This window comes from Mycolicibacterium elephantis DSM 44368, assembly GCF_004014805.1.
GTDB lineage: Bacteria > Actinomycetota > Actinomycetes > Mycobacteriales > Mycobacteriaceae > Mycobacterium > Mycobacterium elephantis.
Genome location: NZ_ATDN01000002.1, coordinates 133,664 through 150,914, shown reverse-complemented (window position 1 = coordinate 150,914; position 17,251 = coordinate 133,664). Strand labels below are relative to the sequence as shown.

Here is a 17,251-nt window from a genome sequence, read left to right as displayed (position 1 = left end):
CCTGCGGCGTTATTCGGCGGAACCGGCTTTGCTCAGCGTTTCGAACTCGTCGTCGGACAGCTCGATCGCCGCCGCGGCGACGTTCTCCTCGAGATGGGCGACCTTGGAGGTGCCGGGGATCGGCAGCATCACCGGGGAGCGTTTGAGCAGCCACGCCAGCGCCAGCTGCGACGGGGACGCGTCGTGGTCGGCGGCGATGCGCTGCAGCGGCCCGTCGGGCGCCGCCAACGGCCCGGCGGCCAGCGGAAACCACGGGATGAACCCGATGCGTTGGGCTTCGCAGGCCTCCAGCACCGGTTCGGCGGTACGCATGGTGAGGTTGTACATGTTCTGCACCGACACGATGTCGGCGACCTTCTGCGCGGCCTCGAGCTGCTCGACGGTGACCTCCGAGAGCCCGATGTGGCGGATCTTGCCCTCCTGCTGCAGCGCGACCAGCTCGCCCAGCTGATCCTCGAGCAGGAACTTGTCGTCGATGCGGTGCAGCTGGAACAGGTCAATGGTGTCGACGCCGAGGCGGCGCAGGCTCATCTCGCATTCCTGACGCAGGTACGGGGGGTAGCCCAGCACCGGCCACACGTCCGGCCCGGTGCGCAGCAGACCCGCCTTGGTGGCGATCACCACCCCGTCGTAGGGGTGCAGGGCCTCACGGATCAGCTCCTCCGAGACATAGGGCCCGTAGGAGTCGGCGGTGTCGATGAAGTTGACCCCCAACTCGACGGCGCGGCGCAGCACCCGGAGGCACTCGTCGCGGTCCTCCGGCGGGCCCCAGGTGCCTTTGCCGGTCAGCCGCATGGCGCCGTAGCCGAGGCGGTTGATGGTCAAGTCGCCGCCGAGGGTGAACGTTCCCGATGCCTGCGCGATGCTCGTTGTGCTCATAACCCGAACGTACGCCGCGGTTCGTGGACCCCGTGGCGCCGAGTGCGGCCCCGCCGCGCCGAATGTGTGGTCGTGTCACGGGTTCCCGCGGTCTGGCGTGCGGTAAGCCCACACTCGGCGAAGGAAGCGGGGTCCGCCGGTAGCGTCTGCCAGGGTGAAGCTGAGTGAGCTGGCGTCGCTGCCGTTGACCTACGCCGAGGTGGGCACCACGGCGGGACCGTTGCCGGAGGGTTATCAGCACGTGCAGAAGCGCGCGGTCATCGGCCGGGGCCGTAACCGTTTCGAGGAGGCCGCCGCGGCGGGGATGCGCTGGGGCATGCTGCGCGGGGCCGGAATCAGGGTTGAGGCGACGACGGACGTCGCGCAGGTGGGCTCGGAGGTGATCGTTCACCTCGGACCGGTGCGGGCGCCGTGTCGGGTGGTCTACGTGGTCGACGAACCCGATCGGCGCGGTTTCGCCTACGGCACACTGCCGGGCCACGCCGAATCCGGTGAGGAGTTGTTCTTGGTCCGTTACGACCCCGACAGTGACGAGGTGTATTCGGAGGTGACGGCATTCTCACGGCACGCCACCTGGTGGAGCCGGTTGGCGTCACCGCTGACGTCGCTGGTCCAGCGGGTCGTCACGGAGCGGTATCTGCGGGCGCTCTGAGTTTCAGCACAGCGTGTTTCACCGCCTGTCAGCCAGTAACGATCCGGGGAACTTCGGCCGGAGCTTGCGGTGCAACCGGACGCGGAATCTCGACGTTGTTCTCCTGCACGATCACCGGGTCGCCAACCTTGACGACGTCGAAGTACCACTCGGCGTCGTGGGGGCTCAGCCCGATGCAACCATGGCTGGTGTTCTCGTATCCCATCGCGTTGACGGCCCACGGGGCCGAGTGCACGAAGATGCCGCGCTGGGTGAGGCGGACGGCGTGGTCGACGGTCAGGTGGTAGCCGTCCTCGGCGGTGACAGGAATGCCGACGCTGCTCGAATCCATAACCACGTCACGGTCTTTGGACAGCACCGGGAAGGTGCCGACCGGCGTGGGGTACTTCTCTCTGCCCATGGTCGCCGGGAACACCCCCGGTTCGCCGAAGTGCGGGCGGTGGTGCGGCGCCGGCAGGGTCTCCGGCTCGACCCCGTCGATGGTCACCGTGAACGTGTGCTCGGCGATGTTGGCGACGGCGACGACGGCGGCACCGGTCACGATGCTGGTCTTCACGCCGCCCGCCGAAAGCGCCACCGTGCTGTGTGCGGGCCAGAACTCGTCGGGACTCCATTGCACGACGTTGGTCTCGAGCCACTCGAACTTGCCCGTCATGGGCGGTGACGAGGTGATGTTGAGGGCCTGTTCGGCTGCACGCTTGTCAAAGATCGGCGCGCGAAACGTCACCACCACCGGATGCGCCACGCCGACCACCTGATTTGGCGACGGCAGGATCGAGGTAATGACGTTGGTCAACGACCGGTTGGCCGCCGCCAGGCTTTGTTGAGCCGGGCCGGCGACCACGCTGGTAGCGACCACGATGGCAGCAAGCAGACACCGAACAACCCCACGCACGAATTTGGGCTCCCTCGAAATTTCTCTCGTGTTAATAAGATGCTATGGCCGGCAACACCATTGGATGGGTAAGGGCGCGTGGGCAATTCGGTTAAGTCTCAGTCACGGTTCGGCCACGGCCCGCGAATCAGACACCGAAACGCTGGGTGACTGTGATGCGCCATTCAGCGGCCAGCGAGCTCACAGAGGCAGATCGCTGTAGCAAATCTGTTGTAGAACAGGTTTAGTTTCCAGTCCGCGTGTGATGCGGTGGATTCGCGTAGTCGCGCGACGCTCATCGACGAGGCGCGTCGACGTGAAACCTATTGGTGTGCAGAGAATTTGGCCCGGTGACGAGTTGTCGCTCGCCACCGGGCCAAAGTCGGTACAGGGTTAGTTGGGTGCGGTCAGCTCGCCGGTCCGGGCATGATCGGCTGGCCGGGCTGTGGCGCGTCCGCCGGAGCCGGACCCGTCGGCTGTCCCTTGCCGCTGGCGCCTGCCATCTCCGTCAGCGGTGCGCCAACGGGAAGCGGAGCCAGCGGAGCACCCGCCGCGGCCACCGGAGGAACAAGAGGCGGCACGACCGGCGGCGGCACCACTGGCGGCGGAATCGGCGGCACCAGCGGCGGCGGCACTAGGGGTGGAACCAGTGGCGGCGGGATCACCGGCGGTGGTGCGACCGGAACCGGCCCGGGCAATGCCATTGGCACACCGGCCATATCGGTCAGCGGCAGGCAGGCGCCCGCGGGCGCCGGAGCCTCGCCGGCTGATGTCTCAACACATTCGTAGCCCCCGGTCATAAAGGGGACGGCCGAAGCCGCCGGGCTCAACGCCATGGCTACCCCGCACAACCCAGCCCCAACAACGGCTGTGATGTTGACTCGATCAAAGACCGTCATCGACGTCGATCCCTTCATTCACACTTAGATATTCCGCATCACTCATGCAGCAGAACTGCATGCCATACCGGAGTCGCGGCTATGCGACCGCGTTAATTATCAGCACGTAATTTCGGGCGACACGCCACGCCGCACCGCACCGTTTCCAAATGGTGACCCGCATGGGAGCGTCGAGTGTCATTCCGCCTGCCTGGCACCCAACGAGGGTGCGTGATGTGATGGAAATCGCCTAGTTGCAGCGCTTTTGGTTATCCAACCGTTGCCAACAAGAGTCGCTCTCGTCATCGACGGCGACGCCGAACTGTGCCCTCCAGACCACGACGGCCCGCGTTCAACGTTTCGTTCGTTGACAAGAGGGCATTTCTGTTCCAGGCAGAGCTACTAGGTCAGGGGCTGATATCTGATGGCTGTGGAATCCAGGCCCACCGCCGACGCGTCGATCGGCGAGTTGATGGGTCAGTTGTCGAGGCAAACGTCGCGGCTGGTCCGCGACGAGATGCGGCTAGCGCAGAAAGAGTTCCAGGAGTCGGCCAAGCACGCGGGCATCGGCGCCGGCCTGTTCAGCGTCGCGGGCCTGCTGGCCTTCTTCGGGATCGCGACGTTCATCACGGCTGGCATCGCCGCGCTGGCGCTGGTGCTGCCGGTGTGGGCGGCCGCGCTGATCGTCGGCGGCGTGCTGTTCGTCGCTGCCGGTATCGCCGCGCTGGTGGGACGCAAACAGACAGACGAAGTCACCCCGGCGGTACCTCGGACGGTCGAGACGGTGAAAGCCGACATCGACGAGCTGAAAGGGGCACGGTCATGACCACCCCTGATTCCACTCGCCCCGAGCCGGGCCCCTCGGCGGGGATCGAGGACATCGAGGCCGACATCGAGCAGACCCGCGCCGAGCTGAGCCAGACGGTGCAGGCGTTGTCGTCGAAGCTCGACGTCAAGGAACGCACCAAGCAGAAGGCCGCCGACACCAAGGAGCGGGTGGTGGAGAAGGCCGATGCGCTGAGGCACACCGCCACCGACAACCCGTCGCGCACGGTGCCGATCGCCGTGGCTGCGGTGCTCGCGCTGGTGGTCGGGATCGTGATTTGGCGGCGCCGACACTGGGAGCGCGCAGGAAATAAGGGGGGGTGGTCCCGACTGGGATCGAACCAGTGACCTTCCGCGTGTGAGGCGGACGCTCTCCCGCTGAGCTACGAGACCGGCAGGCCCGACCCCGAGAGGTCGAACGACGTCGAAGACTAGCACGTTCGAGGGTACCGGCCCGAATCGCCGAGGCCGTCTTGCTGGCGGTTCGCGGGCCTGAGGCCACTGCGCCGGCGGCCCGCGATCAAGCACGGGATGGCGGTACGGGCCAGCGCTTCTCGGCCGGATGTCGTGAGTTACGGCTAGTCTGGTGGGTGACCCGAGCGGCGACGCGACGACGCCGTCTCGGGATTTGTGCAGGTACGCCTGCGTGGACTATCGTCGTGCTTCGCGACGGGCGACGTGTCGTTCGTGGCGCGCGGATGTAGCGCAGTTGGTAGCGCATCACCTTGCCAAGGTGAGGGTCGCGGGTTCGAATCCCGTCATCCGCTCGAAGGTGCGGTGGCATCAACCCCAGCGGTGGAGTGGCCGAGTGGTGAGGCAACGGCCTGCAAAGCCGTGCACACGGGTTCGATTCCCGTCTCCACCTCAACGAAGGACCCCGGCGCGATTAGCTCAGCGGGAGAGCGCTTCCCTGACACGGAAGAGGTCACTGGTTCAATCCCAGTATCGCGCACCACAGTTTGTGCAGGTCAAGTTACGTTTCTAGAGTCGGCGTTATCACGAACGGCCCGCCTGGGATGAAGGGGCTTCGCATCTCAGCCTGGCCAAGACGATAGCTAGGACGCCGCTAGCCGAGTGAATCCCAGAAATCCCTGAGCACCGCTGCTCCGCGAGCCGGATCCTCCACCATCCACCAGTGGCCCAGTCCGTCGAGCACTTCGGTGCGGGCTCCCGCTCGCTCCGCCGCCCGGCGCCGAGTCTCGTCTGAGCCGATGTACGGGTCTTCGGTCGCCAGCAGCGAAAGGCCCGGTTTGGCCGCCGCGTTCTCCAGGTCGCGGCCGGCCTCCGCCATCGCGGGTTGTGCAGCCGAGCGATACAGCTGCAGGATCGCCCGCCCCATCTCCGGACCCTGAGCCGGCGCGATCTTCAACCCGATGTCCAACGGAATGCCGAACGTGGCCATCCGTTCGGCCCTGTCCTGAACGGTGCCTCCTAGCAGCTCGTCGACGAGCTTCTCCCCCTCGCCCGGCGTCTGCCACACCTGGGCAAGGTCGTGCCATACGTAGTCGGGGTCGAACAACCCGACGACATCGCTTGCCCAGCTGCGCACCAGTTCCGGGCGATGCATCACCACGTTCACCACATGGCCGCCGCCCCAGTCGTGTCCCACGAGGTCGACCGGCTGGTCAATGCCCTCCAAGTGGTCCTCCAGCCAGTCGCGATACGCAAGGTATGTCCCCGAGAATCCTTCAGGTAGCGGGGCGCCGAACCCCGGCGGTGACAGGCACATCACGTCCTTGCGTCCCAGGGCATTGATCAGCGGGCCCCAGATCGCGTCGGTTTCTGGATTACCGTGCACCAGAACGACAGTCATGAGCGCCATCCTCGCACGCCGCCGCCGCGTGAGGATGTGTTTGACCGCCGTGGGCGAGCGCTGCGGCGCGAGGTGCTCACCGTGTCCGCGCTCCCTGCCGTTCGCGCCCAACGCTCTCGGGTCACAGCGTCACGCCGTCCACGACGCCCGCTAGCTGAGGCGGCTCGGGCTGCGATGCGCGTCGCCGACGACGCCGGTTGACGGCCGCAACCCGATAGATGAACGACGGGTCGAACAGGCGTGACGGCGGCTCAACCAGGCCGACCACCCTGAAGAACTGGGCATGGACCACGGGGTCGGTCTCACAGGCGGTCAGCACCCACTCGGAGAACCGGTTCGTCAGCTGCATCGCGCGCGTTCGTCGCCCCTCCACCTCCGGAAAAGCCAGGTCAGACCCTGCGGCCAGGCGCCAGGCCACCCCAATCGATTTCGCCGCGGCTCGAAAGTAGCGCCGCGACAGGCCGGAGGCCCCGCGGCGCAACGCGTCGCGCAATGCCAGAGCGTCCATCGCCGCGACCGACATCCCTTGGCCGTAAACCGGATTGAAGCTACACATCGCATCCCCGGTGACCACCAGCCCTTCGGGGAAGCGCCGCATCTTGTCGTAGCGCCGCCACTGGCTCGACGGCAGCCGGTGCTGCACCACCGGCTCTACGGGGTCACCTCCGTGCACCGCCGCCAGCACGTGCGCTGGAGCGTAGTCCCGCGCGAAGGACACCATGCCGGCCAGATCGCGGGGCGGTTGGTGCCCCACCATCCCGAAAACAGTGAAGATCCACACGTTGTTCTCGTAGCCGACCAGAAACGCTCCCGTCGGCCTGCCAGGGGCGGCCCCGATCAGCGTCATCATCTCCTTCACAGTCCCCGGCGGGATCCGCAGCATCTGGCTCACATACGTCGTGTGCGTGACGATGTGGTCCTCAGCCGGTCGCCCATACCCGAGGCTTTCCAGCAAGGCCGGTGTGTGGGCAGCCCGGCCCATGGCGTCGACGACGAGATCGGCCGTCAGGTCCTTCTCGGTTCGGCCGTCTCGCTGCACCACCCGAACGCCGGTGACCCGCTTGCGATCTGGCGTCGCGGTCAACTCCGCCACGTCGTGGCCATCGACGATCGTCACGTTCTCGAGAGCACGCAGCCGCCGCCGGACATGGCACTCCAACATTGGTCTGCTCGGCTGATACATCGCGTCCGCCTTCGGATCGATAACGGCCTTGCCGGATCGTGGCATCACGTGCCCACTGAGGGAGACGTAAAGCCGGGAGTACTCGGCGTCGTCCCACACCGGAGCGCCGTCGGCGACCAATTCATCGAGGATCCCGGGGAACAGCTCATCCAACGTCTTGGCGCCGCGCGCCAGCAGGGCATGGACGTGGCGGCCCTGCGGCACCCCCCGCCGGTTCGTCGGTTCGTCGGGCAGCGCATCACGCTCGACCACCGTGACGCTCCGATAGCAGCCGGCCAGCACCCTGGCCGCGAGCAGTCCGCTCATGCTCGCCCCCAGAACGATTGCGCGCTCTCCGAGTACCGGCATGCTGAACTCCTAACCTCGTCGTCACCGGTAGCGCGGCGGGCCCCTCGAAGTGGACAGCCGCATCCGCCGCGCATCGAGACCGGCGAAAAGAAGTATTTGGCTGCGCCGAGGGGGGCGCCTAGAGTAGTCGGCTACGCGAATCCCTCTGCGGAACTCGGCGAGCGGGGCAACCGGTCGCAAATCCCAGCTCAAGTGCATTTTGACCAGGCCGATAAATTCGAGTAGTCGACTACGCTAGGCCCGCGGCATACCGCGGCAGCACCCTCGATCAGGCCACTACTCCGGCACACATCGAGGGGAGCTGACCATGGTCGAGACGATCGAACGAGCCGATCTGCGCACACTGCCGCCGGCACCGAGGAATCCCTTGCCCCGCCGGCAGCAGGTGAATGCCCTTCGGACGTTTCACAGCGGGTTGGAGGTGTTGCGCGACGCGGGCGGACCGGTGACCCGGCTTACGCTGGCGCCCAAGGGAATTGCGCCTCCGGTGGTGGTCACCACCTCGCCGCAGGGCGCCCGCGACGTCCTCGGGCGGGGTGGCGGACTCTTCGAAAAGACGCGTGTGCATGCAGAGATGCGCCACTTGCTCGGCCCGAACCTTTTCGACCTCACCCATGAGGCGTGGCTACCGCGCCGACGGTCGGTGCAGCCGATCTTCACCAAGCAGCACGTCCGCGAGTTCGCCGGACACATGGCCGATGCCGCGCAGACCGTGGCCGACACCTGGGCCGACGGCACCGAAGTGGACGTGGATACCGAATCTCGCAAGCTGACTCTGCGAGCGCTGGGCCGCTCGGTGCTCGGGATCGACTTGGACACACACTCCGAGGCCATCGCCGAATCGCTGCAAGTGGCGCTCACGTACATCGCCGATCGGGCGATGCGGCCGATCAACACCCCGCGCTGGCTACCGACCCGTGCGCGCCGGCGGGCACGCATCGCCAGCGAGACGCTGCACCGGCTTGCCGACGACATCCTTCAGGCATGTCGTACCGATCCGACCCGCGACGCACCGCTGGTGCATGCGCTGATCGCAGCGAGCGATCCCGCCACCGGTCGGGCATTGTCCGACGACGAGATCCGCGACGAGCTCATCGTTTTCATGTTGGCCGGCCACGATACGACCGCGACCACGCTGACCTACGCCATGTGGGCGCTGGGTCGCCATCCCGACATGCAGGACAAGGTCCGCGCCGAGGCTCTCGCGGTCGGCGATCGCGAGCTGACACCCGACGACGTGCCCGCCCTTCGATACACCGTTCAGGTGCTACACGAAGCATTACGGCTGTGCCCGCCCGGAGCGGCGACCGCCAGGATGGCGGTGCAGGACGTCGAAGTCGACGGCTACCGCGTCGAGGCCGGCACCATGGTGGTGGTGGGCATCTATGCCCTTCACCGCGATCCCGCGCTGTGGGACCGCCCGCTGGAGTTCGACCCCGACCGCTTCAGCCCACAGAACTCCGACGGCCGCGACCGCTGGCAATACCTGCCGTTCGGCGCGGGACCACGCTCCTGCATCGGCGATCACTTCGCCATGCTCGAAGCCACCCTCGCGCTGGCCACGATCATCCGCTGCACCGAAATCCGGTCCATGAACCCGGATTTCCCCATCGTCACACCGTTCACCACGGTCGCCGCGGCGCCCATCGGCGCCATCGTCAGCGCGACAACACGACCATAGACAACAGCACGCAGAACCTTGTCCAGCGGCGAAAGCGCTACGGAGGCTGGGCAATTGCTGAAGCTCGGGTCGCCAGACAAAGAATTCCCCGCCGATCCGGCGGGGAATTCTTCTCGCTCAGTTTGACGCTATGCGCGCGGGTTGGTGACGGTGCCGCCGCCACGGTTCGCGGGATAGTCAGCATCCTTGCGCCGCTTGAGTCCGATCAGGCCCGCCAGGCCCAGCAGACCCAACAGCCCCCACAGGCCGTTGTCGCCGCTGTCGTCGTCTTGGGCCTGCTGCGCCACCGTGGTGGTCGTCGTCGCGGGTGCTTCGAGGGTCGTCGCAGTCGCGACGCCGGCTCCACCGAACAACAGGGTCAACGTGGTGGCTCCGACGACTAATGGCTTCTTCATTTCTCTCCTTGAGTGGCTGATACCCCGGCTGGTCGCCGGTTCCGCTGCTTGTGCCCTGCTTGTTGCCCGTCGATCACGGGGCGAAACCACTTCGCAGGGCTAAGCGGCATCTCGGTGATCTGCTCGCCCAGGTCAGCGCCATACGTGACGTGTGTCACAAGCCGCTGTCAACCCTTTGCCTTCTGCCCGCGTTAGCCGGCCGCAAACTGTGAACACGGGTGGCCACCCGCGGGCACGCGGTATCCATACGCAACCCTGCGATGATCGAATCCTGGTTAGCTATGGCCTTGTGAGCACCGCGATTTACCGTCTTGTCGCCGTCATCGCCGCGGCTGCCGCCCTCGCGTTGCCCACGGTCACCGCGCCGCCCGCCACCGCGCAACCCGTCGACGCCACCGCCGTCGTCCTCCGCGTCGTCGACGGCGACACCATCGACATCCGCGACGAGGTTCGCGGCCGGTTGCGCGTGCGCATCCTCGGCATCGACACCCCGGAAACCAAGAAGCCCAATTCCCCCATCGAGTGCTGGGGCCCGGAGGCCACCGAGTTCGCAAGGTCGACCATGCTCGGCCAGCGGGTGGCGATCGTGACGGATCCGACCCAGGACCGCACCGACCGCTACGGCCGCACCCTGGCCTACCTCGTGCGTGAAGACGGCTTCGACTACGCGGTGGAGGCCGCCCGCGCCGGCGCCGCGCGCAGCTACGTCTACGGCGGACGGCCGGTCAGCCGCCACGACGCGATCGTCGCCGCCGAACGCGAAGCCCGCGACGCCCGCCGCGGCCTGTGGGGGCCGCCCTGCAACGGCCTCACCTCACCAGCCGACACCGTGCCCGCAGCGACCCAGCCCCGGCCCTTCCTCGAGCCGGCCCCACCTCCGAGCGCCGCGCCACCGCCGCCGTCGGCCTCGGTCTACTACCCCAACTGCGCCGCGGCGCGCGCGGCCGGCGCGGCGCCCCTGCGTGTCGGTGACCCCGGCTACCGTTCCGGCCTCGACGGCGACGGCGACGGCATAGCGTGTGAACGCTGACCCCACCACAGAAGCAGGTAGGTTTTCCTCATGCGGCTAACCGCGGCCTTCTTTGCCAATCGCGTCGAGGTTGCTGACGGCATGCTCAACCTCTCCGGCGGATTCTGGGCCAGCACCACCGTCGCGCCCACCGCGTCCGCCTTCCAAACCGACGTCGTGGTGCTCTGCGATGTCGACGCCGCCGACATCGGAGAGACCTACTCGTTGGTCATCGACGCAGAGGGCCCCAACGCGCACCGCCTGCCCACCCACACCTCCAGCTTCACCGTCGAAGCACCGATGAAGTTCATGTGCATGCCGTCGCTGGTGCTGCCCATCGACCCCGGCGGGGGCCACCACCTCTACCGGTTCCGCATCGACGGCCAGCACGAGCGCGTCGACGTCCCCCTGGCGGTCAAACTGGCCCGGACATGACCCGCCGGGAACCGCGCAACCGCGAAAGCACACGTCGAGGCCGCCTCACCTACTAGTGTTCTGCACAGACAGAACATGACGACCTAAGGGTGGACATGATTCGCGAACTCCTCGCCGCTGTGGCTGTCGCCGGTGCCGCCATCAGCATGGCTCCCGCCGCATCCGCCGACGACGATCTGATGTACCTGGACAAGTCGGGCCGCTACCCCAGCGACGTTCCGGGCATGAACTACGACGCCCGCCTCGCCGGGCCTTGCACCAACATGGAGCTCTTCACGTTCGGCCGCGGTCCCGGCGGCGAGGTCCTGCAGTGTCGCTGGATCGAGAACCAGTGGCCACCGGTGTACACCGGGTTCTGGGTCGCGGCCTACCAGTTGTACGGCGTCCAGGAGATCGGTTCGCCCTGCCCGAAACCGCAGTCGGCAGCCCAGGCCCCCGACGGGCGTCCCCTGCTGTGCCGCGGCGCCGAGGGCTGGCAGCCCGGCTTCTTCACGCGCGCCGGGTTCTTCCCGAGATAGCTCAGTCCCGCAGCGTCCGGCTTGGCGACTGCCCGAAGGTCTGCTTGTAGAGCCGGCTGAAACGGCCCGCGTGGGCGAAGCCCCAGCGACCGGCGATGGCCATCACCGTGTCGACGGCTGGGTCGGCCTTCCGCAAATCGCGGTGCGCGTGGCAAAGCCGAACGCGGCGCAGATATTCCAGCGGCGTGGTGTTCATATATCGGCGAAACGTGTACTGCACCGAGCGCGGCGTGACGTTGACGGCTGCGGCAATATCGCTGAGCGAGATGTCATTATCGGCGTTCTCGTGAATGAAGTCGATGGCGCGTCGCAGCAGCGCCGGCTGCGTGCCTGAGGCTCTGACTGTCTTCCCCATATTGGCGCGTCGGATACCCGCCTCGGCACCAGCAAAAACGATTCGTGGACCATGTCACGTTTTTGCGAGCATCTTGGCGTCAACCTGTGGTTGACCAAGATGCTGCGTCAACCTAGAGTTGACCACATGACCAAGGCCGCCAAGATCCACAATCCCGTCCGCCTCGACGACCTCATCGAGGTCATCAAAGAGGTGCACAGCGAGCCCCTCGATCAGCTCACCGACGCCGTGCTCGCCGCCGAAGCGCTCGGCGACATCGCCGACCATCTGATCGGCCACTTCGTCGACCAGGCCCGCCGGTCGGGGGCCTCGTGGACCGAGATCGGCAAGTGCATGGGCGTCACCAAACAGGCCGCCCAGAAGCGTTTTGTGCCCAAGGCCGACGCGCTCGATCCCAACGCCGGCTTCAGCCGGTTCACCCCCCGGGCGCGCAACGTCATCGTGGCCGCCCAGAACAAGGCGCAGGAGGCCGGCAACACCGAGATCACGCCGGATCACCTGCTGCTCGGCCTGTTCGCCGACTCCCAGGGCCTGGCCGTCAAACTGCTCGCCGGCCAAGGGATCGACGCCGACGCCGTGTCCGGCGCCGTCGAGCTTCCTGCGCGCACCGAGGGCGAGCTGCCCGCGCTGACCCCGTTCAACGGTGCCGCCAAGAAGGTGCTCGAGCTGACGTTCCGGCAAGCACTTCGCCTGGGCCACAACTACGTTGGCACCGAACACATTCTGCTGGCGCTGCTGGAGGCCGAGGACGACGACGGCGTGCTGCACCGGCTCGGCGTCGACCGGGACCGCTTCGAAGCCGACCTGGTCACCGCGCTCGAACCGTTCACCAAGGGCTGAGCGCGGCAACCGGCTGTAACACGTTTCAGTGTGTGCGATCATTTCCGCCATGCGTCGCTGGTTCGTGCTCCTGATCGCGGCGATGTCGGCCGCCGCCGTCGTCGTGGCCACCCCCGCCTCCGCCGCGACGACGCCCATCGGGCGCCTCGGCGAGACGCTGCGGGTGGACTTCGAGGGCCTGGTCGCCGACATCACCGTGCACGGCATCGCCCCCTCGCCGATCCCGCCCGGTTTCGGCTATCCGCCGCGGGCGCCGCGCTACGAGGTCTGGCGCGGTGACATCACCGTGCATCCGATTGCGGTGCCCACGCCGTACGCGCAGGCGATCACCTACCAGTTCCGCGGTGTCACCGCGACGGGCGACGCCTACGAACCGCGCAACACCGATGCGCCGGATTCGTTGCAGCGCGCGCTGAACGACGCCCCCGCCGGATCCACGGTCAGCGGCGGCGTGTGGTGGGACTGCTACCGCGACCTGATCTCCAACGTGGTGCTCATCGACAAGGTCACCGGTAAGCACCTGGCGCAGTGGAACGTGTCCTGACACTTGGGCATTGACGTCACCGCGGCCACCGAAGCCGATCTCGTCGACCTCGCCGGCGTGGCGGCCACGACCTTTCCGCTGGCCTGTCCCCCGTCGGTGACGCCGGAGAACATCGCCGCATTCATCGCCGAGCACTTGTCGGAAGACCGGTTCCGCGAGTACCTCGCCGATCCCGACCGCACCGTGCTGGTGGCGCGCGAGGATGACCGAATCGTGGGATACGTCATGCTGATTCGCGGTGTGCCCGATGACGACGACGTCCAGCGCGCGGTTCCCCTAAGGCCTGCCGTCGAAATGTCCAAGCTGTATGTGCTGCCCGACAGCCACGGCCTCGGCGTTTCGGCGGCGCTGATGAACGCGGCGTTGGCCGAGGCCGCCGAGCGGGGCGCGGTCTGCGTGTGGCTCGGTGTCAACCAGCAGAACGAGCGGGCTCAGCGCTTCTACGCCAAGCACGGGTTTCGCATCAACGGCACCAAGACTTTTCGGCTCGGCGCCGCGATCGAGAACGACTTCGTGATGGTGCGCGAGCTTTCCTGAGCGCGAGCAGACGCGAAAACCCCTCAGCACAGGCCATTTAGGGGGTTTTCACGTCTGCTCGCCCGAAGAAGGGTCCCGGGACAGCGCCAGCAGCCGTGACGTCGCGCGCAGGTACTTCTTGCGGAAACCGCCGGCGAGCATGTCGTCACTGAAGATCGTGTCGAGTTTGGCGCCCGAGGCGCTCACCGGAATGCCGGCGTCGTACAGCCGGTCGGTCAGCGACACCAGCCGCAGCGCGACGTTCTGGTCCTCGAGCGGGTGCACGCCGGTGACGAACACGGCAGAGACATCCTCGATCAGCGTGAGATAGCGCGACGGATGCATGGTGGCCAGATGCGCGCACAGCGCGTCGAACTCGTCGAGCGTCGCACCGGGTACCTGCGCGGCGCGCCGCGCCACCTCGTCGTCGGTGAGCGGCTCTGGCGCGGGCGGAAGGCCGCGGTGCCGGTAGTCGGGCCCGTCGATGCGCACGGTGTCGAAAATCGCTGCCAGCGTGTGGATCTCACGCAGAAAATCCTGTGCGGCGAACCGGCCCTCGCCGAGCTGCTCGGGCAGCGTGTTGGAGGTGGCCGCCACCGAGACCCCGCGTTCGACGAGCGCCGACAGCAGCCGCGAGATCAGCGTGGTGTTCCCCGGATCGTCCAGCTCGAACTCGTCGATGCACACCACCACGTAGTCGGCCAACAGCTCGATGCATTCGGTGAAGCCGAAAACCCCTGCCAGTTGGGTTAATTCGCCGAAAGTCGCGAACGCCTTCGGCCCGGGCAGGCGGTAGTACGACGACGCCAGCAGATGCGTCTTGCCGACCCCGAACCCGCCGTCGAGATACAGCCCGACACCGGGCAGCACCTCGCGGCGGCCGAACAACTTCTTCTTGCCCGCCCGCCGCTCCACGGCCCGCGCGCAGAACCGCAGGCACGCCTCGACCGCAGCGGCCTGTGAAGGCTCGGCCGGATCGGGAATGTAGGTGTCGAAGCTGACGTCGGAGAAGGTCGGTGGCGGAATGAGTTGGGCGATCAACCGCTCCGGGGTGACGTCGGGGTGCCGGTCGACCAGACGTTGCAGACCGCTGGACCCGTGCATGCACGCACCCTATCGGCGTGCTTCGATCGTGTTCATGTCCGATACCGCCGCGGGCGTGCAGTTCAGCGTCCTGGGACCCACCGACAGCGTCGACGACGGCCGGGTGTCCGACTTCTACGCCTATCGCGACGATCTGCAGCGCTGCTGGGTGCGCGGCAACATGATCGCCAGCATCGACGGCGCCGCCACCGCCGACGGCAAAGCCGGCGGAATGGCCGACGCCGGCGATCGCGTGCTGTTCCGGTTGATGCGCTACGCGGCCGACGTCGTCGTCGTCGGCGCGGCCACCGTACGCGTCGAGAACTACTCCGGCGTGCAAGTGCCCGTCGCGCACCGCGGCGCCCGGCAGCGCCGCGGCCAGGCCGAGGTGCCGCCGATCGCCGTCGTCACCCGATCCGGCAACCTCGACCCCGACGCCCGCTTCTTCACCCGCACCGACGTCCCCCCGCTGATCCTCACCTGCGCCGACGCCTACCAGAAGACCCGAGGTAGGTTGAGCGCGGTCGCCGAGGTGATCAACACATCCGGACCGCACACCGATCGCGTCGACCCCGCCACGCTGCTGAAAACCCTGGCCGACCGCGGGCTGTACCGGGTGCTCAGCGAAGGCGGGCCGCAGGTCCTGGGCATGTTCGTCGAGAACGACCTGCTCGACGAGCTCTGCCTGACGGTGGCGCCGATGCTGGTCGGCGGGCCGGCCCCGCGCATCGTCACCGCACCCGGGGAGGTGCGCACCCGCATGCGCCCGGCGCACCTGCTCTGCGACGACGCGGGCTACCTCTACACGCGCTACGTGCGGGCGGACTGAGCGCCCGCGTCAGTACTGTGGTCGGCATGCATCGGCGTAAACAGCTGGTCGGGACCCTGAGCCTGGCTACCGTCGCGGCGGTCATCGCCGGTTGTTCCCCCGGGCTGGCCGCCAACCCGCGCTTCGCCACCGATTCCGGCGCCGGTCCGCAGGGCCAGCCCGAAACCACCGAGGCGCCCGCGGGTCCGCCGCCGATCGAGGCCCCGAAGAACGAGTTGACGTGGCGTGAGTGCACCTCGCGGGTGTTCAGCGAAGCCGGGGTTCCGGCGGTCCCCGGGGTCACGCTGGACTGCGCAAGCTACGACGCCGACCTGGACCCGATCAACGGCGCGGCGGGCACGGTGAGCATCGGGGTGGTACGCGCCCGCAGCCCGGAAACCCCTGAGGACGCAGGCCCGCTGGTGATGACCACGGGCACGAACCTGCCGTCGTCGCACCAGTTGCCGGTCTGGCTGGCGCGGTCGGGCACCGACCTGCTCAAGAGCCACCCGATCGTGGCCGTCGACCGTCGCGGCATCGGCATGTGGAGCCCGTTGGAATGCCGTGACCTGTTCGACCGCCAGCAGATGGCCGATCAGGCGCAGTTCCAGTCGGGCGACGACCCGGTCGCCAACCTGCGCGAGATCGTCCAGCAGGCCACGACCAACTGCACCGACTCCATCGCCCCCGGCGACTCGGCGTACTCCAACGCCCACGCCGCCGAAGACCTGGAGCGGCTGCGCTCCACGTGGGACGTGCCGACGCTGGCGCTGCTCGGCATCGGCAACGGCGCCCAGGTGGCGCTGGCCTACGCCGGAAGCCATCCCAACAAGGTCGGCCGGCTGGTGCTGGACTCCCCCTTGCCGCTGGGCATCGCCGCCGAGGCCGCGATGGAGCAACGCGTCAAGGGCGAACAGGCCGCGCTCGACGCATGGGCGGCGCAATGCGCGGCGGCCAACTGCCCGCTGGCGCCGGACCCGAAGGCCGCCGTCGACGCGCTTCTCGACGACGCGCGTGAGGGACGCGGACCGGCCGGAGCGTCCGTCGCGGCGGTCGCCAACGCGATCTCCACCGCGCTGGCCTATCCGCGCGGCGACCGGGTGGACGCCACCAACGCGCTGGGTTCGGCGGTGGCCGCGGCCCGCGACGGCGACCCCGGGCCGATGTCTGCCCTGATCGACCGTGCCGAGACGTTGCGCGACACCGACGGTCAGTTCGTCAACCGCTGCAGCGACTCGCTCAGCCGCCCGACACCTGATCGGGTCCGCGAACTGGTCGTGGAGTGGGACAAGCTGTACCCGCAGTTCGGCCGGGTGGGCGCCCTCGAACTCGTGCAGTGCCTGAGCTGGCCCAGCGGCTCGGCGCCCGAGGAGCCCAAGAACCTCAAGATCCCCGTGCTGCTGCTCGGCACCCAGAACGACCCGATCGTCGGCAACGAGGGCGTCGCGGCGGTCGCGGCCACGGCGATCAACGCGGGATCGCCCAACCGGCGGGTGATGTGGCAGGGCATCGGGCACGGCGCGTCGATCTATTCGCCGTGCGCGCTGCCACCGGTGATCGGTTATCTGGACACCGGCAACCTGCCCGAGACCGACACGTTCTGCCCGGCCTGACC

The 17,251-nt window shown here is 67.6% G+C and carries 20 protein-coding genes and 4 tRNA genes; 15 read left to right on the top strand and 9 right to left on the bottom strand.

Going from position 1 to position 17,251, the window contains the following annotated elements; genetic code table 11:
• Window positions 1-9 precede the first annotated feature (9 nt).
• Window positions 10-879: an aldo/keto reductase gene (locus MELE44368_RS03200; protein WP_128107158.1), complete on the bottom strand. Its 870-nt coding sequence runs from the start codon at window positions 877-879 to the stop codon at window positions 10-12.
• A gap of 154 nt (window positions 880-1,033) precedes the next feature.
• Between MELE44368_RS03200 and MELE44368_RS03195 the strand changes: the two genes are divergently transcribed.
• Complete coding sequence (locus MELE44368_RS03195) at window positions 1,034-1,531, top strand: DUF1990 domain-containing protein (protein ID WP_128107157.1); 498 nt, start codon at window positions 1,034-1,036, stop codon at window positions 1,529-1,531.
• A 28-nt stretch (window positions 1,532-1,559) separates the two neighbouring features.
• Here the strand turns inward: MELE44368_RS03195 and MELE44368_RS03190 are convergent, their stop codons facing one another.
• A complete protein-coding gene (locus MELE44368_RS03190; RefSeq protein WP_128107156.1) occupies window positions 1,560-2,426 on the bottom strand; it encodes a L,D-transpeptidase in 867 nt (288 codons plus the stop codon).
• Window positions 2,427-2,812: 386 nt separating this feature from the next.
• Complete coding sequence (locus MELE44368_RS03185) at window positions 2,813-3,304, bottom strand: hypothetical protein (protein WP_128107155.1); 492 nt, start codon at window positions 3,302-3,304, stop codon at window positions 2,813-2,815.
• A gap of 403 nt (window positions 3,305-3,707) precedes the next feature.
• On the opposite strand from MELE44368_RS03185, the gene MELE44368_RS03180 reads away from it, so the two are divergent.
• Complete coding sequence (locus tag MELE44368_RS03180) at window positions 3,708-4,109, top strand: phage holin family protein (protein ID WP_206613664.1); 402 nt, start codon at window positions 3,708-3,710, stop codon at window positions 4,107-4,109.
• Window positions 4,106-4,456 (top strand): DUF3618 domain-containing protein, encoded by a 351-nt coding sequence (locus tag MELE44368_RS03175; RefSeq protein ID WP_128107153.1) that lies wholly within the window; start codon window positions 4,106-4,108, stop codon window positions 4,454-4,456. Before MELE44368_RS03180 ends, MELE44368_RS03175 begins: the two co-directional genes overlap by 4 nt.
• Here the strand turns inward: MELE44368_RS03175 and MELE44368_RS03170 are convergent.
• Window positions 4,430-4,501 (bottom strand) — tRNA-Val (locus tag MELE44368_RS03170). The two genes, MELE44368_RS03175 and MELE44368_RS03170, sit on opposite strands and share 27 nt — an antisense overlap.
• A gap of 301 nt (window positions 4,502-4,802) precedes the next feature.
• Between MELE44368_RS03170 and MELE44368_RS03165 the strand changes: the two genes are divergently transcribed.
• The 3 genes from MELE44368_RS03165 to MELE44368_RS03155 all read left to right on the top strand — a co-directional run bounded on the left by MELE44368_RS03165 (window position 4,803) and on the right by MELE44368_RS03155 (window position 5,063).
• Window positions 4,803-4,875, top strand: a tRNA-Gly gene (locus tag MELE44368_RS03165).
• A gap of 27 nt (window positions 4,876-4,902) precedes the next feature.
• A tRNA-Cys gene (locus tag MELE44368_RS03160) sits at window positions 4,903-4,973 on the top strand.
• 15 nt (window positions 4,974-4,988) lie between these two features.
• Window positions 4,989-5,063, top strand: a tRNA-Val gene (locus tag MELE44368_RS03155).
• A gap of 111 nt (window positions 5,064-5,174) precedes the next feature.
• Here MELE44368_RS03155 and MELE44368_RS03150 read toward each other — a convergent pair.
• Both MELE44368_RS03150 and MELE44368_RS03145 read right to left on the bottom strand, forming a co-directional pair.
• On the bottom strand, window positions 5,175-5,921 hold the full coding sequence (locus MELE44368_RS03150) for an alpha/beta fold hydrolase (RefSeq protein ID WP_128107152.1): 747 nt from the start codon (window positions 5,919-5,921) through the stop codon (window positions 5,175-5,177).
• Window positions 5,922-6,042: 121 nt separating this feature from the next.
• Window positions 6,043-7,452 carry an FAD-dependent oxidoreductase gene (locus MELE44368_RS03145; RefSeq protein ID WP_128107151.1) on the bottom strand — a complete coding sequence of 470 codons (1,410 nt, stop codon included), beginning with the start codon at window positions 7,450-7,452 and terminating at the stop codon, window positions 6,043-6,045.
• A 307-nt stretch (window positions 7,453-7,759) separates the two neighbouring features.
• Here MELE44368_RS03145 and MELE44368_RS03140 point away from each other — a divergent pair, with 307 nt between their 5' ends.
• On the top strand, window positions 7,760-9,133 hold the full coding sequence (locus tag MELE44368_RS03140) for a cytochrome P450 (RefSeq protein ID WP_128107150.1): 1,374 nt from the start codon (window positions 7,760-7,762) through the stop codon (window positions 9,131-9,133).
• A gap of 128 nt (window positions 9,134-9,261) precedes the next feature.
• Here MELE44368_RS03140 and MELE44368_RS03135 read toward each other — a convergent pair whose 3' ends face one another.
• Window positions 9,262-9,528 carry a WGxxGxxG family protein gene (locus tag MELE44368_RS03135; RefSeq protein WP_128107149.1) on the bottom strand — a complete coding sequence of 89 codons (267 nt, stop codon included), beginning with the start codon at window positions 9,526-9,528 and terminating at the stop codon, window positions 9,262-9,264.
• A 289-nt stretch (window positions 9,529-9,817) separates the two neighbouring features.
• Here MELE44368_RS03135 and MELE44368_RS03130 point away from each other — a divergent pair, with 289 nt between their 5' ends.
• The 3 genes from MELE44368_RS03130 to MELE44368_RS03120 all read left to right on the top strand — a co-directional run bounded on the left by MELE44368_RS03130 (window position 9,818) and on the right by MELE44368_RS03120 (window position 11,490).
• On the top strand, window positions 9,818-10,558 hold the full coding sequence (locus tag MELE44368_RS03130; protein ID WP_241566456.1) for a thermonuclease family protein: 741 nt from the start codon (window positions 9,818-9,820) through the stop codon (window positions 10,556-10,558).
• A 30-nt stretch (window positions 10,559-10,588) separates the two neighbouring features.
• Entirely contained in the window at window positions 10,589-10,972 is a 384-nt protein-coding gene (locus MELE44368_RS03125; protein WP_128107148.1) for a hypothetical protein, read from the top strand.
• A gap of 95 nt (window positions 10,973-11,067) precedes the next feature.
• A complete protein-coding gene (locus MELE44368_RS03120) occupies window positions 11,068-11,490 on the top strand; it encodes a hypothetical protein (protein ID WP_128107147.1) in 423 nt (140 codons plus the stop codon).
• Between the two features lies 1 nt (window position 11,491).
• Here MELE44368_RS03120 and MELE44368_RS03115 read toward each other — a convergent pair whose 3' ends face one another.
• A complete protein-coding gene (locus MELE44368_RS03115) occupies window positions 11,492-11,845 on the bottom strand; it encodes a helix-turn-helix transcriptional regulator (protein ID WP_128107146.1) in 354 nt (117 codons plus the stop codon).
• A gap of 126 nt (window positions 11,846-11,971) precedes the next feature.
• Here MELE44368_RS03115 and MELE44368_RS03110 point away from each other — a divergent pair, with 126 nt between their 5' ends.
• From MELE44368_RS03110 to MELE44368_RS03100, 3 genes are read left to right on the top strand one after another with little or no spacing between them, the layout of a single operon-like run.
• Window positions 11,972-12,685: a Clp protease N-terminal domain-containing protein gene (locus tag MELE44368_RS03110; RefSeq protein ID WP_128107145.1), complete on the top strand. Its 714-nt coding sequence runs from the start codon at window positions 11,972-11,974 to the stop codon at window positions 12,683-12,685.
• Between the two features lie 49 nt (window positions 12,686-12,734).
• Entirely contained in the window at window positions 12,735-13,229 is a 495-nt protein-coding gene (locus MELE44368_RS03105) for a hypothetical protein (protein WP_128107144.1), read from the top strand.
• A 3-nt stretch (window positions 13,230-13,232) separates the two neighbouring features.
• Window positions 13,233-13,766, top strand: a complete 534-nt coding sequence (locus tag MELE44368_RS03100) for a GNAT family N-acetyltransferase (RefSeq protein WP_128107143.1) — start codon at window positions 13,233-13,235, stop codon at window positions 13,764-13,766.
• Between the two features lie 48 nt (window positions 13,767-13,814).
• Here the strand turns inward: MELE44368_RS03100 and zapE are convergent, their stop codons facing one another.
• Window positions 13,815-14,849 carry a cell division protein ZapE gene (gene zapE / locus MELE44368_RS03095; protein ID WP_128107142.1) on the bottom strand — a complete coding sequence of 345 codons (1,035 nt, stop codon included), beginning with the start codon at window positions 14,847-14,849 and terminating at the stop codon, window positions 13,815-13,817.
• 34 nt (window positions 14,850-14,883) lie between these two features.
• Here zapE and MELE44368_RS03090 point away from each other — a divergent pair, with 34 nt between their 5' ends.
• Together MELE44368_RS03090 and MELE44368_RS03085 are read left to right on the top strand one after the other, a co-directional pair.
• Entirely contained in the window at window positions 14,884-15,657 is a 774-nt protein-coding gene (locus MELE44368_RS03090) for a pyrimidine reductase family protein (RefSeq protein WP_128107141.1), read from the top strand.
• A gap of 26 nt (window positions 15,658-15,683) precedes the next feature.
• Window positions 15,684-17,249: an alpha/beta fold hydrolase gene (locus MELE44368_RS03085; RefSeq protein ID WP_128107140.1), complete on the top strand. Its 1,566-nt coding sequence runs from the start codon at window positions 15,684-15,686 to the stop codon at window positions 17,247-17,249.
• The last annotated feature ends 2 nt before the right edge of the window (window positions 17,250-17,251 follow it).

Coding starts and splice junctions, on each gene's coding strand:
- MELE44368_RS03200 (WP_128107158.1), bottom strand. CDS start 879: ATGAGCACAACGAGCATCGCGCAGGCATCGGGAACGTTCACCCTCGGC.
- MELE44368_RS03185 (WP_128107155.1), bottom strand. CDS start 3,304: ATGACGGTCTTTGATCGAGTCAACATCACAGCCGTTGTTGGGGCTGGG.
- MELE44368_RS03180 (WP_206613664.1), top strand. CDS start 3,708: ATGGCTGTGGAATCCAGGCCCACCGCCGACGCGTCGATCGGCGAGTTG.
- MELE44368_RS03175 (WP_128107153.1), top strand. CDS start 4,106: ATGACCACCCCTGATTCCACTCGCCCCGAGCCGGGCCCCTCGGCGGGG.
- MELE44368_RS03150 (WP_128107152.1), bottom strand. CDS start 5,921: ATGACTGTCGTTCTGGTGCACGGTAATCCAGAAACCGACGCGATCTGG.
- MELE44368_RS03145 (WP_128107151.1), bottom strand. CDS start 7,452: ATGCCGGTACTCGGAGAGCGCGCAATCGTTCTGGGGGCGAGCATGAGC.
- MELE44368_RS03140 (WP_128107150.1), top strand. CDS start 7,760: ATGGTCGAGACGATCGAACGAGCCGATCTGCGCACACTGCCGCCGGCA.
- MELE44368_RS03135 (WP_128107149.1), bottom strand. CDS start 9,528: ATGAAGAAGCCATTAGTCGTCGGAGCCACCACGTTGACCCTGTTGTTC.
- MELE44368_RS03125 (WP_128107148.1), top strand. CDS start 10,589: ATGCGGCTAACCGCGGCCTTCTTTGCCAATCGCGTCGAGGTTGCTGAC.
- MELE44368_RS03120 (WP_128107147.1), top strand. CDS start 11,068: ATGATTCGCGAACTCCTCGCCGCTGTGGCTGTCGCCGGTGCCGCCATC.
- MELE44368_RS03115 (WP_128107146.1), bottom strand. CDS start 11,845: ATGGGGAAGACAGTCAGAGCCTCAGGCACGCAGCCGGCGCTGCTGCGA.
- MELE44368_RS03110 (WP_128107145.1), top strand. CDS start 11,972: ATGACCAAGGCCGCCAAGATCCACAATCCCGTCCGCCTCGACGACCTC.
- MELE44368_RS03105 (WP_128107144.1), top strand. CDS start 12,735: ATGCGTCGCTGGTTCGTGCTCCTGATCGCGGCGATGTCGGCCGCCGCC.
- zapE (WP_128107142.1), bottom strand. CDS start 14,849: ATGCACGGGTCCAGCGGTCTGCAACGTCTGGTCGACCGGCACCCCGAC.
- MELE44368_RS03090 (WP_128107141.1), top strand. CDS start 14,884: ATGTCCGATACCGCCGCGGGCGTGCAGTTCAGCGTCCTGGGACCCACC.
- MELE44368_RS03085 (WP_128107140.1), top strand. CDS start 15,684: ATGCATCGGCGTAAACAGCTGGTCGGGACCCTGAGCCTGGCTACCGTC.